Consider the following 15,248-nt stretch of genomic DNA (forward strand, 5'->3'; position numbering starts at 1 on the left):
AATCCAAGCAAGGCGACTCTTTATGCCCACTGCCATCTACCGCTTTTTTCTCGCCATCGCACTCTTGTTGCCGATGGCCGCCTACGCCAGTGACGCCAAAGACTTCGTCGCGGCCAATCCCGTGCAACAGGCCAAACTGCTCGAAGCCTGGGCCGCGCAGCCCGACCCGGCCCGTATCGAACTGATCAACGCCCTGCAACAAGGCGAACTGACTGTCGACGGCCAAGCGAAAACCCTGCGCCTGAACAATCGCCTGCGGGGTCTGATCGACACTGCCATGGCCAGCCACCAATTGCTCGCCGCCGACGCCAAAATCCGTCTGACTGCCGCGCAGCAATTGCAGAAAAGCGCGAAACCCGCGCAGCTGAAATTCCTTGACCAGCAACTGGCTGGCGAAAAAGACGAGAGCGTTCACGCCGCCCTGAGTTTGGCGCTGGCCAATCTGCAATTGGTCGACAGCGACCCGACCGTGCGCCTCGCCGCCGTGCGTCTGCTCGGCGAAACCGGCGATCCACTGGCACGTACGCGCCTCGAAGGCTTGCTCGAACCCGGCGTCGAAACCGATGCCAATGTGCGTACCGCCGCCGAAACCAGCCTCGCCCAGGTCAAACGCAAACTGTTGATCGGCGAGATCCTCGGCCAAGCCTTCAGCGGCATGTCGCTCGGTTCGATTCTGCTGCTCGCGGCGCTCGGTCTGGCCATCACCTTTGGCCTGCTTGGGGTGATCAACATGGCCCACGGCGAGATGCTGATGCTCGGCGCCTACTCGACGTATGTGGTGCAGCTGATGTTCCAGCGTTATGCACCGCAGGCCATCGAGTTCTATCCGCTGCTCGCCTTGCCGGTGGCGTTCTTCGTCACCGCCGCCATTGGCATGGCGCTGGAGCGCACGGTGATTCGCCACCTCTACGGCCGACCACTGGAAACCCTCCTCGCGACGTGGGGCATCAGCCTGATGCTGATTCAATTGGTGCGCTTGTTGTTCGGCGCGCAGAACGTCGAAGTGGCGAACCCGGCGTGGCTGTCCGGCGGGATTCAGGTGTTGCCGAACCTGGTGCTGCCGTACAACCGCATCGTCATCATCGCCTTCGCCTTGTTTGTGGTGGTGCTGACCTGGTTGCTGCTGAACAAGACCCGCTTGGGCCTCAACGTTCGCGCCGTCACCCAGAACCGCAACATGGCCGCCTGCTGCGGCGTGCCGACCGGGCGCGTCGACATGCTCGCTTTCGGCCTCGGTTCAGGCATCGCCGGCCTCGGCGGCGTGGCGCTGAGCCAGATCGGCAACGTCGGCCCGGATCTGGGCCAGAGCTACATCATCGACTCGTTTCTGGTGGTGGTGCTGGGCGGGGTCGGTCAACTGGCCGGCAGCGTGCTCGCCGCGTTCGGCCTCGGTATCGCCAACAAGATTCTTGAACCGCAGATCGGTGCGGTGCTCGGCAAGATCCTGATCCTCGCGCTGATCATTCTGTTTATCCAGAAACGTCCGCAAGGCCTCTTCGCACTGAAAGGACGGGTGATCGACTGATGAACCAGCCTCTGTTAGTCACGGCCACGCAAAAGGCCGGGCCAAAAGTCACGATCGCGGTCGGCGCGGTGATTATTGCCCTGCTGATCGCCCTGCCGTTGTTGTCCTTGCTACCGGCAGAAAGTGCCCTGCATATTTCGGCCTACACCCTGACACTGGTCGGCAAGATTCTTTGCTACGCCATCGTCGCTCTGGCGCTGGATCTGGTCTGGGGTTACGCCGGTTTGCTGTCCCTGGGCCACGGGTTGTTCTTCGCGCTCGGCGGTTATGCGATGGGCATGTACCTGATGCGTCAGGCCGCCGGTGATGGTTTGCCGGCGTTCATGACCTTCCTGTCGTGGACTGAGCTGCCGTGGTACTGGACCGGCACCAGCAGCTTCGTCTGGGCCATGTGTCTGGTGGTGCTGGCGCCGGGATTGCTCGCACTGGTGTTTGGCTTTTTCGCCTTCCGCTCGCGGATCAAGGGCGTGTATTTCTCGATCATGACCCAGGCCCTGACCTTCGCCGGCATGCTCCTGTTTTTCCGCAACGAAACCGGATTTGGCGGCAACAACGGCTTCACCAATTTCCGCACGATTCTTGGTTTCGGCATCACCGAACCGGGGACCCGTGCGGTGCTGTTTCTCGCCACGGTATTGCTGCTGGTGGCCAGTCTGTTCATCGGCTGGCGTCTGGCGCAGAGCAAGTTCGGTCGGGTGCTGACCGCGCTGCGCGATGCGGAAAACCGCTTGATGTTCTGCGGCTACGATCCGCGCGGTTTCAAGCTGTTCGTCTGGGTGTTGAGCGCCGTCCTGTGCGGCTTGGCCGGGGCGCTGTACGTGCCGCAGGTCGGGATCATCAACCCGAGTGAAATGTCACCGACCAACTCCATCGAAGCGGCAGTCTGGGTCGCCCTCGGCGGTCGCGGCACCTTGATCGGTCCCCTGCTCGGGGCCGGCGTGGTCAACGGCATGAAGAGCTGGTTCACCGTGGCCTTCCCCGAATACTGGCTGTTCTTCCTCGGCGCGCTGTTCATCGTCGTGACGCTGTACCTGCCCAAAGGCGTGATTGGCCTGCTGAAGAAACGAGGTGAGCAATGAGAGTGACAGCGAGCGCCGAATTCATGCTGGAACCCGCCTTTTTCCCCGTCGAACCGAACAAGGATGCCGGCACCAGCCGCGACTCCATCGGCCTCGGCCAAAGCGCCGGCCCGGGGCTCGACACCCGCCACGGCACGATCCTGACCCTGGAAGACATCAGCGTCAGCTTTGACGGTTTCCGCGCGTTGAACAATCTCAACCTGTACATCGGCGTCGGCGAATTGCGCTGCATCATCGGCCCCAACGGCGCGGGTAAAACCACGCTGATGGACGTGATCACCGGCAAGACTCGCCCCAGCCACGGCAAGGCGTGGTTCGGCGAAACGCTGGACCTGACGCAGATGAGCGAAGTGCAGATCGCCCAGGCCGGCATCGGTCGCAAGTTTCAGAAACCCACCGTGTTCGAGGCCTTGAGCGTGTTTGAAAACCTCGAACTGGCGCAGAAGACTGACAAATCGGTGTGGGCCAGTTTGCGTGCGCGCCTGAGCGGCGAGCAGAAGGATCGCATCAGCGAAGTGCTGGAGACGATTCGCCTGACCACCTCGGTCAACCGCCCGGCGGGCCTGTTGTCCCACGGCCAAAAGCAGTTTCTGGAAATCGGCATGTTGCTCATGCAGGACCCACAACTGTTGCTGCTCGACGAACCGGTGGCCGGCATGACCGACGCCGAAACCGAATTCACCGCCGAGTTGTTCAAGAGTCTGGCCGGCAAACATTCGTTGATGGTGGTGGAACACGACATGGGCTTTGTCGGCTCGATTGCCGACCACGTCACCGTGTTGCACCAGGGCAGCGTACTGGCCGAAGGCTCGCTTGAGCAGGTGCAGGAAAACGAGCGCGTGATCGAGGTCTACCTCGGCCGCTGAACTGCAAACACTTATCAAAACTGTGGGAGCTGGCTTGCCAGCGATGAGGTCGACACATCCAGCATTGATGCCGACTGATCCACCGCTATCGCTGGCAAGCCAGCTCCCACAGGGTTCTGTGTGCAACAGAAGGAATTTGAGAATGCTGCAAGTCGACAAGCTGCATCAGTACTACGGCGGTAGCCACATCCTCCGTGGCCTCTCTTTCGACGTGAAAGTCGGCGAAGTCACTTGCCTGCTCGGCCGTAACGGCGTCGGCAAGACCACCCTGCTCAAATGCCTGATGGGTTTGCTCCCGGCCAAGGAAGGCGCGGTGAATTGGGAGGGCAAACCGATCACCACGTTCAAGCCGCACCAGCGTGTGCACGCCGGGATCGCCTATGTGCCACAAGGCCGGGAAATCTTCGGTCGGCTGACCGTGGAAGAAAATCTGCTGATGGGTTTATCACGCTTTCCCGGCAGCGAAGCGAAAGAGGTGCCAGGTTTCATCTACGAATTGTTCCCGGTGCTGCTACAAATGAAGCAGCGTCGCGGCGGCGATCTGTCCGGTGGGCAACAACAGCAATTGGCGATTGGCCGCGCACTGGCCAGCCGTCCGCGTTTGCTGATCCTCGACGAACCCACCGAAGGCATTCAACCCTCGGTGATCAAAGAGATCGGCGCGGTGATCAAGAAGCTTGCGGCGCGCGGCGACATGGCGATTCTGCTGGTCGAGCAGTTCTACGATTTCGCCGCTGAGCTGGCCGATCAATACCTGGTGATGTCCCGGGGTGAGATCGTGCAGCAGGGTCGCGGTGAAAATATGGAAGCCGAAGGTGTGCGCGGGCTGGTAACGATCTAGTACAACGAACTAATCTGTAGCTTCCTAACGATAATTACAAACCATGAATTCGACTGTTTCACCTGCCCTGTTTACCCCGAGCTGGCACGCCGAGCTGGAACTGGCCTACGCCCGTTTCGACGACTGCACGCGCCCGGTCATGCGTCGGCACCTCGGCCCGCTACGGGTGCAAAAGCATCTGTACGCCGAAGGCCCCGAAGTCTGCCAACACATCATCGTCCACCCACCGGGCGGGATTGCCGGCGGTGACCGACTGGATATCAGTGTGCGCGTAGACGAGGGCGCCTGGGCGCAGATCACCAGCCCCGGCGCAGCCAAGTGGTATCGCGCCGGGGGACCCGCTTATCAGAAGCTCGACTTGCGGGTAGCGGCCGGGGCGACACTGGAATGGTTGCCGCAAGAGACCATCGTCTACAGCGCCGCTCAGGCCGAACTGACCACCTCGATTGACCTGGAGGGCGACGCCCGGCTGTTCTACTGGGACGTGGTGGCGCTGGGTCGCCCGGCCAGTGGCGAGCGCTTCGACCTTGGCCATTTTCAAGCGCATCTGGATATTCGTCGCGACGGTCGATTGCTCTGGCATGAACGTCAGCGCATTGTCGGCGACGACGGTTTGCTTGATTCGCCGATTGGCCTGGATGGCAACCCGGTGTTTGCGACGCTGCTGGTTACCGGGGAAATCGATGCCGAGCTGCTAGAGCGCTGTCGCTCGCTGAATCACAAGGTACGCGGGGATCTGACCCAGTTGCCGGGTTTGCTGGTCGCCCGATGCCTGGCCAGTGAAGCGCTGTTGGCTCGTGGCTGGCTCATCGATTTATGGCGATTGCTACGCCCGGTGCTGCTGGCTCGCGAGGCGGTGTCACCGAGAATATGGAGCACCTGAAAGCGACCCTCACCCCCCGCCCTCTCCCGGAGGGAGAGGGAGCCTGACCGAGTCGAATGAAAAGAATTTTGTTATCTCAAAAAACTTTGCTGACTGGACCGGCTAACACAATCAACCGCGATCAGTCCCCTCTCCCTCCGGGAGAGGGCTAGGGTGAGGGGTGGTTCCAACTGGCACCGCGCTCACCGCAACAACCACACAAATCTGCCCATATGGATTTCAAACGATGGACCTGACCCCACGCGAAAAAGACAAGCTGTTGATCTTCACCGCCGGCCTCGTCGCCGAGCGGCGCCTGGCCCGTGGTGTGAAGCTCAACTACCCGGAAGCCATGGCCTACATCTCCGCAGCCTTGCTCGAAGGTGCCCGTGATGGTCAGACCGTGGCCGAGCTGATGCACTACGGCACCACCCTGCTGACCCGTGAGCAAGTGATGGAAGGCATCCCGGAAATGATCCCGGAGATCCAGGTCGAAGCGACGTTCCCCGACGGCACCAAACTGGTCACCGTCCACCAACCGATCGTCTGAGGCCGCGCCATGACTTACAGCATTCGCGATGCTTTACATGCCGACCTGCCGGCGATCCGCGACATCTACAACGATGCCGTGCTCAACACCACGGCGATCTGGAACGAGTCGGCCGTCGACCTCGGCAATCGTCAGGCGTGGTTCAGTGCCCGCCAGGCGCAGGCCTATCCGATCCTGGTGATCGTCGACAGCGACAACAGCGTGCTCGGCTACGCTTCCTACGGTGACTGGCGACCATTTGACGGTTTCCGCCACACCGTCGAACACTCGGTCTACGTACGCAGCGATCAGCGCGGCAATGGCCTGGGGCCCAAGCTGATGACGGCATTGATCGACCGCGCGAAACGCGGCGGCAAACACGTGATGGTTGCCGCCATCGAAAGCGGTAACGCCGCCTCGATTCGTCTGCATGAACGCGCCGGATTCGTCACCACCGGGCAGATGCCGCAAGTCGGCACCAAGTTCGGCCGCTGGCTCGACCTGACCTTCATGCAACTGACCCTCAACCCTGGCGCGGAGCCGCCCGATACCAACAAGGAGTGACACCGATGAACCCTGCCCAACTGCGACGCGTCAATGCGGAAAGTTTTGCGCACTATCGTCAGGGCCTGATTGACCTGCTGCTGGATGCCGTGGGTTATGGCGCCAGCGTCGGCTTCATGGCCGACCTCGATGCCGCTCAGGCCCGCGCCTATTTCGATGACGTTCAACAACAAGTGAACAAGGGCAGCGTGTTGCTGTGGGTGGTGGTCAAGGACGAGCAGGTGCTGGCCAGTGTGCAACTGGGCCTGTGCCAGAAGGCCAACGGCCTCAATCGCGCCGAGGTGCAAAAACTGCTGGTGCGTGAACACGCCCGGCGTCGCGGTCTCGGTCAGCAACTGATGCAGGCGCTGGAGCAGGAAGCCCCCAAGCACAAGCGCGGCATGCTCTATCTCGACACAGAAGCGGGTTCGCCGGCTGAAGATTTCTACAAGGCCCTGGGTTACACCCGCGCCGGGGAAATCCCCGATTACGCCTGCGACCCGAATGGCACGTATCGACCGACCGCCCTCTATTACAAGATTCTGCAAGGAGCCCAGTGATGATTCCTGGCGAGTATCAGATCCAGCCCGGCGACATCGAGCTCAATGTCGGCCGCCGCACCGTCAGCCTGAAAGTCGCCAACAGCGGCGACCGGCCGATCCAGGTCGGCTCGCACTTTCACTTTTTCGAAACCAACGACGCGCTGACCTTTGATCGCGCGGCCAGTCGCGGCATGCGCCTGAACATTCCGGCGGGCACGGCGGTGCGCTTTGAACCGGGGCAGAGCCGCGAGGTGGAACTGGTCGATTACGCCGGGTATCGGCGGGTGTTCGGCTTTGCCGGGCGGGTTATGGGTGATCTCTAAATCATCGGGTGACTGCAAGAAAGCCATCGCGAGCAGGCTCACTCCTACATGAGACCGCGATCCCCTGTAGGAGCGAGCCTGCTCGCGAAAGCGAGCTATGCGAGCGATCTCAAATCCAATTGAATCCCAAGGCAAGCACATGAAGATTTCTAAACAGGCCTACGCCGACATGTTCGGCCCCACCGTCGGCGACAAGGTGCGCCTGGCCGACACCGAACTGTGGATCGAAGTTGAAAAAGACTTCACCACCTACGGCGAAGAAGTGAAATTCGGCGGCGGCAAAGTGATCCGCGACGGTCAGGGCCAAAGCCAGTTGCTGGCCGCCGAAGTCGTCGACACGCTGATCACCAACGCTTTGATCATCGACCACTGGGGCATCGTCAAAGCCGACGTCGGTCTCAAGGACGGGCGCATCGCCGCCATCGGCAAGGCCGGTAATCCGGACGTGCAGCCGAACGTGACCATCGCCATTGGCGCCGGCACCGAAGTGATCGCCGGTGAAGGCATGATCCTCACCGCCGGCGGCATCGACACGCACATCCACTTCATCTGCCCGCAGCAGATCGAAGAAGCGCTGATGAGCGGCGTCACCACCATGATCGGCGGCGGCACCGGACCGGCCACCGGCACCAACGCCACCACGTGCACTTCCGGCCCATGGCACCTGGCGCGCATGCTGCAGGCCGCCGATGCCTTCCCGATGAACATCGGCCTCACCGGCAAGGGCAACGCCAGTCTGCCGGAGCCGTTGATCGAGCAGGTCAAGGCCGGCGCCATCGGCCTCAAGCTGCACGAAGACTGGGGCACCACGCCGGCGAGCATCGACAACTGCCTGAGCGTCGCCGACCAGTACGACGTGCAGGTGGCGATCCACACCGACACCCTCAACGAATCCGGCTTTGTCGAGACCACCCTCGGCGCCTTCTCGATGATCAGCTCCGACAGCCAGGCCATGGGCCGCGTCGGCGAAGTCATCACGCGCACCTGGCAGACCGCCGACAAGATGAAAAAGCAGTGCGGCCCGCTACCACAGGACGGCGAAGGCAACGACAACTTCCGCGCCAAACGCTACATCGCCAAATACACGATCAACCCGGCCATCACCCACGGCATCAGCCATGAAGTCGGTTCGATCGAAGTGGGCAAATGGGCGGATCTGGTGCTCTGGCGTCCGGCGTTTTTTGGCGTGAAGCCGACGTTGATTCTCAAGGGCGGCGCCATTGCGGCGAGCTTGATGGGTGACGCCAATGCCTCGATTCCGACGCCGCAACCGGTGCATTACCGCCCGATGTTCGCCAGCTATGGTGGCTCGTTGCATGCGACCAGCCTGACCTTCATCAGCCAAGCGGCGCAGGAAGCCGGATTGCCGCAAGCTCTGGGGCTGAAGAAGAAAATCGCCGTGGTCAAAGGTTGCCGCGAGGTGCAGAAAACCGACCTGATCCACAACGACTATCTGCCGAACATTGATGTTGATCCGCAGACTTATCAGGTCAAGGCAGACGGCGTGTTGCTGTGGTGTGAGCCGGCAGATGTGCTGCCGATGGCGCAGCGGTACTTTTTGTTCTGACAACAAAAAAGGCCCTTCGGGGCCTTTTGCTTGTCTATCAATTACACCGCGTTTTCGTTCATCGGTGGCAAGCCAGCTCCCACAGGGTTTGGAGTTGAAACAGGGATTTAAACTCGACGCAGGACTTGTGGGAGCTGGCTTGCCAGCGATGAGGCCAGATCAGCCCCACAAAACCTTCAGACAACCTACTCGCCCACCAACCGCCCCAGACGCTGGCGCAACATGCGGTTCTCGGCACGCAGTTCGCGCACCTCTTCGAGCAGATCCAGCGCGAGAGCGACGCCTTCCCACTCCAGGTCCAGATCGCGCCGCAGCTTCGCGGCGCGCTTGGCCAGGGCCAGTTCGTAATCGGTGAAACGCCATTCCCGGGGCTGCTTGCCCTGAGGTTCGAGGATGCCGTGTTCGACGATTTCGATCACGTAGACGTCCGACAAATCGGCCGCCTCACAGAATTCTGCCATGTCCAGTTGAACGATCAGGGGGCTGCTCATGATGGGCTACTCCGTCGTCGGATTCAGAAGTTCTCTCGCGGATTGAAGGCGGCTTTCTTCGCCAGTTCCTGCCACAGCGCCTTGACCTCATCGTCGGACGCTTTCGGCATCACGGCCTTGAGCTGCACGAACAGGTATCCGCGTTCACCCGCCTTGTTTTTCAGACCATGACCCTTGGCGCGCATGCGCTGGCCATTCTGGCTGCCGGCCGGGACCTTGAGGTTGATCTTGCCGGTCAGGGTCGGTACGGCCACTTCAGCGCCCAGCGCCAGCTCCCACGGTGCCAGCGGCAGCGTGATGATCAGGTTCTCGCCTTCGACATCGAATTTCGGGTGTGGCGCGAAACGGATGGTCAGGTACAGATCGCCATTCGCCCCGCCACCGACGCCCGGTGCGCCCTGGCCCTTGAGGCGAATGCGCTCGCCGTCGGTCACGCCCGCCGGGATCTTCACGTTCAGGCTCTTGCTGGTGTTGCTGACGTGCTGGCCGTTGGCGTTGTATTGCGGCACCTGGAAGGTGACCTTCTTCGACTCGTTCGACAGCGTCTCTTCGAGGAAGATTGGCAGTTCCATTTCCACGTCTTGCCCTCGGCGCCCTGTACTGCGTTGTTGCCGACCTTCACCGCCACCGAAACCGGGGCCGCGATTGCCGAAGATCGAACTGAAGAAGTCCGAGAAGTCACCGGTGTCGCCACCGCCGCCGCCAAAACCGCCACGGCTCTGCCAGCCCGGTGGGCCCTGAAACGGTTGACCGTGCTGGCCGTAGCGGCGCAGTTCGTCGTATTCGGCGCGTTTGTCGGCGCTTTTCAGCGCTTCATAGGCCTCCGAGGCATCCTTGAACTTGGCCTCGGCGTCTTTTTCCTTGCTGACATCGGGGTGGTATTTGCGCGCCAGCTTGCGATAGGCAGCCTTGATTGCCTTATCGTCAGCCGTCGGCTCCACGCCGAGTATCTTGTAATAGTCTTTGAAGTCCATTGAAGGAATCACCATCCGTTATCGATTTCGCGCCGATGCCAGCATGCGCCGATTCGCGCGTGCCAGGTTGACCGATCTCAAGTTTGTGACCGGGTGGCGCAGCAGAAGTTTATCGGCAGTGGACGGCGGTTCTTGCGACCGCCGGTGGTTCTGCCGGCCCATGCCAGCAAGTTTGGGGCAAAGCCTGGACTTTCAACCCAGTCTAGTCGCGAAATAGCTGATGACCGGCCTTCGATTCTGCCGCGCACTGACATACACTGCGCGGCCGTTTTTTTGACCGGAACCGAAAGACATGAAAGACGCCTCTCCAGCCCGTGCCTGCGGCATCGACTTCGGCACGTCCAACTCCACCGTCGGCTGGCTGCGCCCCGGCATGGAAACGATGATCGCGCTGGAAGACGACAAGATCACTCTGCCGTCGGTGGTCTTCTTCAACATCGAGGAACGCCGCCCGGTGTACGGTCGTCTGGCGCTGCACGAGTACCTGGAAGGCTACGAAGGCCGCCTGATGCGCTCGTTGAAGAGCCTGCTCGGTTCCAAGCTGATCAAGCACGACACCAGCGTGCTCGGCACGGCGATGCCGTTCAAGGACTTGCTCGGCCTGTTTATCGGCCAGTTGAAGAGCCGCGCCGAAACGGCCGCCGGTCGGGAATTCGAACAAGTAGTGCTCGGCCGCCCGGTGTTCTTCGTCGATGACGATCCGCTGGCTGACCAGGAAGCCGAAGACACCTTGGTCGATGTGGCGAAGAAGATCGGTTTCAAAGAGGTGTCGTTCCAGTACGAACCGATTGCGGCAGCCTTCGACTACGAGTCGACCATCGAAAAGGAAGAGCTGGTACTGATCGTCGACATCGGCGGTGGTACGTCCGACTTCTCGCTGGTGCGCCTGTCGCCCGAGCGTCGTGGTCTCGATAACCGTCACGACGACATCCTCGCCACCGGCGGCGTGCACATCGGCGGGACCGACTTCGATAAACAACTGAGCCTGCAAGGCCTGATGCCACTGTTCGGCTACGGCAGCCGCATGAAGAGCGGCGCCTACATGCCGACCAGCCACCACATGAACCTGGCGACCTGGCACACAATCAACTCGGTGTACTCGCAGAAATCCAGCCTGGCGCTGGGCAGCATGCGCTACGACATCGAGGACACTGGCGGCATTGATCGCCTGTTCAAGTTGATCGAACAGCGCGCCGGGCACTGGCTGGCGATGGAAGTCGAAGAAACCAAGATCCAGCTGACCCACACCGACAGCCGTCATGTGCCGCTGGACCGGATCGAGGCCGGGTTGAGCGTGGAACTGACTCGGGCGCTGTTTGAATCGGCCATCGATGCGCTGCTGGAGCGAGTGCGCGGCAGCGTCACGCAGTTGCTGAACGATGCCGGCGTGGCGGTGGAACAGGTCGATACGGTGTTCTTCACCGGCGGTTCGAGCGGGATTCCGGCGCTGCGCAACAGCGTTTCGGCGATGCTGCCGAATGCGCGGCATGTTGAAGGGAATATCTTCGGCAGCATCGGCAGCGGCTTGGCGATTGAAGCGATGAAACGCTACGGCTCCATGAACTGATCCGAGACCGCGTTGAGCCTATCGCTGGCAAGCCAGCTCCCACAGAATTGATACTGCACTCAAAAGCGGCGCATAACCTGTGGGAGCTGGCTTGCCAGCGATAGCATCAGTTCAGACAACACAGCTCTACCGGTTCAAACCATCCCGCCCAGCTTCAACTCACTCTTCAGATACGCGTAATAAATCGGTCCCGCCACCACCCCCGGCAGGCCGAACGCGGCCTCGAACACAAGCATCGCCAGCAGCAACTCCCACGACTTGGCACTGATCTGCCCGCCGACAATGCGCGCGTTGAGGAAGTATTCGAGCTTGTGGATAAAAATCAGATAGCCCAGTGCGGCAAGCGCCACCCAGATCGACAGCGACAGGCCGACGATGGTGATCAGCGTGTTCGACATCAGGTTGCCGATCACCGGCAACAGACCCAGCAGGAAGGTCAGCACGATCAGGGTCTTGGTCAGCGGCAGCTTGATGCCGAACATCGGCAGGATCACCGCGAGGAAGATCCCGGTGAAAACGGTATTGAGCAGGGAGATCTTGATTTGCGCGAAAACAATATTGCGAAATGCTTGCACCAGCAGGTGCAGACGGTCGAACAGCGCAGCGGCCAGCGGTTTACGCTTGGTGACGTCCGGCACCCGCTGCAACGCGATGATCGCGCCGAGCACCATACCGATCAGCAACGTCACAAACATGTGCGCCGCGTCCTTGCCCACCAGTTGCAGGTCGGCCAGGTGCTTGCTCGCCCATTCGCCAATCGCGACGCGAAATTCGGCGGCGCTGGCCGGCAGATAGGCGTCAATGAACGGCGGCAACTGACCGCGTGCGCGATCGACCACGCCCATGAATTTGTCGAGCGAAGCCCCGGGATTTTCCGCCTCGTGCAGAAGGAAACTGATCGCCCCGGCAAAGATCAGCGCCAGCACGCTGACCACCAGCGTGCCCAGCAACGCTACCGCCAGCCAACGCGCGCGACGCCCTTCGATCAGGCGTTGCAGTTGTGGGGTGAGCATGTTGACCAGCTCGAACACCAGCAACCCGGCCAACAGACTGGGCAACAAGCGCAGCGGCAGCACCAGCAGCAAACCGCCGAAAATGATGATGCAACTGACCCAGAACACTACATGACGCTCAGAAAACGTTGGCATACAGCCTCAAAACGAACGGCGTAAAAGGATTGGCAGTCTGCCAGCGATCCGGGGTGAGCACTAGAAATATGCGGGCCAACCCCACGGGCCCCATCGCTGGCAAGCCAGCTCCCACAGGTTAAGGGTCGTACACAAAATTTTGTGGCCCAACCGAAACCCTGTGGGAGCGGGCTTGCCCGCGATGGGGCCAGCCCAGACGCCACAGGACCAGAGTGATTATTTTTTCTTCAGGCAATCACTCATGAACGTCTTGCGCGCATCGCCGGTCAGGGCTTTGGTTTTCGCATCGGCGTTACAGGTTTTCATCTTTTCCTGCTGTGGGGTCAGGACCTTGGCGTCGTTGGCCGCTGGCGCCGCTTTCAGGCAGGTGCTCATGAAGGTTTTGCGCTCATCGCCCTTGAGGCTTTTGGCGGTCGCATCAGCATTGCAGGTGGTCATCTTGTTCTGTTGCGCCGTGGCGGCGAAACCCTGAGAACACAGGAGCAAACCAATCATCAACAAAGGGACACGCAACATCTTCATGGAGTTTTCTCCTTGTCGCCGCATCGATGGAGGCGGCCTCTGCAGGAGTGTAGCCAAATCCTGTTACATCTTCCTGCCTTCGAGGTGGCTGCGGCGGTACTGCTCCGGCGTGCATCCGGCCTGACGGGCAAACATGGCGATAAACGCCGAGCCACTGCTGTAGCCAAGGTCGAAAGCGATTTCCTGCACGCTGCGGGAAGTTTCCAGCGCTTCGATCGCGGCGAGATAACGCAGACGCTGGCGCCACTCGCCAAAACTCATCCCCAGTTCACGCACAAACTGCCGTGCCAGCGTGCGCTCGCTGACATGCACCTGCATCGCCCAGTGCGCCAGCGGCTGATTGTTGCCAGGCTCGGCCTGCAAGGTTTCGAGGATCGTCAGCAGACCGGGGCTGCTCGCATAGGGCAGATAGCACTCATGCACGCGGGCCTGTTGCAGTTGATCGACCAACACTTGGGCCAGACGCTGGTCGGCATCGAGTTCGGGAATCTTCACGTCACGGGCGGCGAAGTCCTTGAGAATTGCCTTGAGGATGTCGCTGATCGCCAGGGTGCAGGCACGCTGGGGCAACTCGGCACAGACCTTGGGATCAAGACACACCGCCCGATAGTTGACCGGTTGATGGCTATAGAAACTGTGCTCGACCTGCGGCGGCACCCACACCGCGTATTGCGGCGGCGACATGAAGCGACTGCCGTCGACATCCATGTGCAACACGCCGTGGGCCGCATACTCCAGCGTGCCCCACGGATGGCGATGCGGCGCGGCGAATTCGTGGGCGTTGAAATCGGCGTAACGGAAGTACACCGTCGACGGTAGTTCGCTGAAATCCAGCAGATCGATGTGTTTACTGTTCATGCTGTCCGGTTTCAGAGGCAGGTTGTCCGGTTCGAAGTATAGGCCTGCATCCAGACAAGGGATAATCACGCTTCATCAACGTACTGGTTTCAAACTCATGCAATACGCGTTTCCTCTGCTGGCGATCTTTATCTGGGCCGGCAATACCGTGATCAACAAACTCGCGGTCGGGGCGATTTTCCCGGCCGAGATCGGTTTCTACCGCTGGCTGCTCGCCGGCCTGCTATTCACGCCCTTCATGCTTAAAGCGGTTATCGCGCACTGGCCGCATATTCGCCCGAACCTTGGCAAGATTTTCATCCTCGGCGTACTCGGCATGGCGGTGTATCAAAGCCTCGCCTACTTCGCTGCGACCCTGACCACTGCGACCAACATGGGCATCATCCTCTCGCTGATGCCGTTGATGTCGTTGGCCATGGCGATCATCAGCCTCGGTCAGCGCCTGACAGCGGGCGCGTTGTTTGGGGCGGTGCTGTCGTTTGCCGGCGTGCTGGTGGTGGTGTCGTCCGGCAGTCTCAGTGCGTTGTTGCAGCACGGGGTGAATATGGGTGACGCGATGATGCTGATCGCGACCCTGGCCTACGCGATCTACAGCACCTTGCTGAAAAAATGGCAGCTGCGTCTACCGCCGCTGGTGTTGCTGTATTTGCAGGTGCTGGTGGCGATTGTGGTGTTGTTTCCGCTGTACGCCACTTCACCGAAAACCGGACTGACGCTGCAGAACATTCCGCTGGTGCTGTACGCGTGCCTGTTGGCTTCGATGGTTGCACCGCTGGCGTGGATGCAGGCTGTGCAGCGTCTGGGGCCGAGCCGCACGACGCTGTTCTTTAACTTGCTGCCGTTGATCACGGCGCTGATTGCGGCGGTGGTGCTTAAAGAACAACTGGCGATGTATCACTTGGTCGGTGGCTTGCTGACCTTGGGCGGGGTGATTCTTTCCGAGCGCTGGACCACCGTGTTGGGGCGAAAACTCAGCGTTGCCTGACCTGGCCCTGTGGTGAGGGGATTTAT

Annotated in this window: 17 protein-coding genes; 12 read left to right on the top strand and 5 right to left on the bottom strand. The window is 60.7% G+C overall.

Annotation, left to right across the window (positions count from 1 at the left end):
* Positions 1–22: 22 nt before the first annotated feature.
* The 10 genes from urtB (at position 23) to ACIONG_RS14285 (ending at position 8,677) form a co-directional block, all read left to right on the top strand.
* Entirely contained in the window at positions 23–1,525 is a 1,503-nt protein-coding gene (gene urtB, locus ACIONG_RS14240; protein ID WP_401300311.1) for an urea ABC transporter permease subunit UrtB, read from the top strand.
* A complete protein-coding gene (gene urtC / locus ACIONG_RS14245) occupies positions 1,525–2,604 on the top strand; it encodes an urea ABC transporter permease subunit UrtC (RefSeq protein WP_401300314.1) in 1,080 nt (359 codons plus the stop codon). Before urtB ends, urtC begins: the two co-directional genes overlap by 1 nt.
* Positions 2,601–3,470 carry an urea ABC transporter ATP-binding protein UrtD gene (gene urtD, locus ACIONG_RS14250; RefSeq protein WP_103306102.1) on the top strand — a complete coding sequence of 290 codons (870 nt, stop codon included), beginning with the start codon at positions 2,601–2,603 and terminating at the stop codon, positions 3,468–3,470. Before urtC ends, urtD begins: the two co-directional genes overlap by 4 nt.
* A gap of 142 nt (positions 3,471–3,612) precedes the next feature.
* A complete protein-coding gene (gene urtE, locus ACIONG_RS14255; RefSeq protein ID WP_103306101.1) occupies positions 3,613–4,311 on the top strand; it encodes an urea ABC transporter ATP-binding subunit UrtE in 699 nt (232 codons plus the stop codon).
* 43 nt (positions 4,312–4,354) lie between these two features.
* Positions 4,355–5,194: an urease accessory protein UreD gene (locus ACIONG_RS14260; protein ID WP_401300318.1), complete on the top strand. Its 840-nt coding sequence runs from the start codon at positions 4,355–4,357 to the stop codon at positions 5,192–5,194.
* 226 nt (positions 5,195–5,420) lie between these two features.
* On the top strand, positions 5,421–5,723 hold the full coding sequence (ureA, locus tag ACIONG_RS14265; RefSeq protein ID WP_011332234.1) for an urease subunit gamma: 303 nt from the start codon (positions 5,421–5,423) through the stop codon (positions 5,721–5,723).
* Between the two features lie 9 nt (positions 5,724–5,732).
* Positions 5,733–6,266 carry a GNAT family N-acetyltransferase gene (locus tag ACIONG_RS14270; RefSeq protein ID WP_401300323.1) on the top strand — a complete coding sequence of 178 codons (534 nt, stop codon included), beginning with the start codon at positions 5,733–5,735 and terminating at the stop codon, positions 6,264–6,266.
* 5 nt (positions 6,267–6,271) lie between these two features.
* Positions 6,272–6,805, top strand: coding sequence for a GNAT family N-acetyltransferase (locus ACIONG_RS14275; RefSeq protein ID WP_315446351.1), 534 nt, complete (start codon positions 6,272–6,274; stop codon positions 6,803–6,805).
* Complete coding sequence (locus ACIONG_RS14280; RefSeq protein WP_401300326.1) at positions 6,805–7,110, top strand: urease subunit beta; 306 nt, start codon at positions 6,805–6,807, stop codon at positions 7,108–7,110. Before ACIONG_RS14275 ends, ACIONG_RS14280 begins: the two co-directional genes overlap by 1 nt.
* A 139-nt stretch (positions 7,111–7,249) precedes the next feature.
* Positions 7,250–8,677 carry an urease subunit alpha gene (locus ACIONG_RS14285; protein ID WP_401300329.1) on the top strand — a complete coding sequence of 476 codons (1,428 nt, stop codon included), beginning with the start codon at positions 7,250–7,252 and terminating at the stop codon, positions 8,675–8,677.
* A gap of 185 nt (positions 8,678–8,862) precedes the next feature.
* Here the strand turns inward: ACIONG_RS14285 and ACIONG_RS14290 are convergent, their stop codons facing one another.
* Both ACIONG_RS14290 and ACIONG_RS14295 read right to left on the bottom strand, forming a co-directional pair.
* Positions 8,863–9,168 carry a chaperone modulator CbpM gene (locus ACIONG_RS14290; RefSeq protein WP_315446349.1) on the bottom strand — a complete coding sequence of 102 codons (306 nt, stop codon included), beginning with the start codon at positions 9,166–9,168 and terminating at the stop codon, positions 8,863–8,865.
* A 23-nt stretch (positions 9,169–9,191) separates the two neighbouring features.
* The gene (locus tag ACIONG_RS14295; RefSeq protein WP_315446348.1) at positions 9,192–10,142 is read right to left on the bottom strand and encodes a DnaJ C-terminal domain-containing protein; all 951 of its coding nucleotides are present in this window, start codon (positions 10,140–10,142) and stop codon (positions 9,192–9,194) included.
* A 292-nt stretch (positions 10,143–10,434) separates the two neighbouring features.
* On the opposite strand from ACIONG_RS14295, the gene ACIONG_RS14300 reads away from it, so the two are divergent.
* Positions 10,435–11,709, top strand: a complete 1,275-nt coding sequence (locus ACIONG_RS14300) for an Hsp70 family protein (protein ID WP_401300333.1) — start codon at positions 10,435–10,437, stop codon at positions 11,707–11,709.
* Between the two features lie 134 nt (positions 11,710–11,843).
* Here the strand turns inward: ACIONG_RS14300 and ACIONG_RS14305 are convergent, their stop codons facing one another.
* The 3 genes from ACIONG_RS14305 to ACIONG_RS14315 form a co-directional block, all read right to left on the bottom strand.
* Positions 11,844–12,857, bottom strand: a complete 1,014-nt coding sequence (locus ACIONG_RS14305) for an AI-2E family transporter (RefSeq protein WP_103304706.1) — start codon at positions 12,855–12,857, stop codon at positions 11,844–11,846.
* A gap of 216 nt (positions 12,858–13,073) precedes the next feature.
* The gene (locus ACIONG_RS14310) at positions 13,074–13,379 is read right to left on the bottom strand and encodes a PsiF family protein (RefSeq protein WP_003221193.1); all 306 of its coding nucleotides are present in this window, start codon (positions 13,377–13,379) and stop codon (positions 13,074–13,076) included.
* Positions 13,380–13,442: 63 nt separating this feature from the next.
* A complete protein-coding gene (locus ACIONG_RS14315) occupies positions 13,443–14,237 on the bottom strand; it encodes a helix-turn-helix transcriptional regulator (protein WP_103304716.1) in 795 nt (264 codons plus the stop codon).
* 97 nt (positions 14,238–14,334) lie between these two features.
* Here ACIONG_RS14315 and ACIONG_RS14320 point away from each other — a divergent pair, with 97 nt between their 5' ends.
* Positions 14,335–15,222: a DMT family transporter gene (locus ACIONG_RS14320; protein ID WP_401300338.1), complete on the top strand. Its 888-nt coding sequence runs from the start codon at positions 14,335–14,337 to the stop codon at positions 15,220–15,222.
* Positions 15,223–15,248: the final 26 nt, after the last annotated feature.

Source organism: Pseudomonas sp. NPDC087817 (assembly GCF_044742875.1).
Classification (GTDB): domain Bacteria; phylum Pseudomonadota; class Gammaproteobacteria; order Pseudomonadales; family Pseudomonadaceae; genus Aquipseudomonas.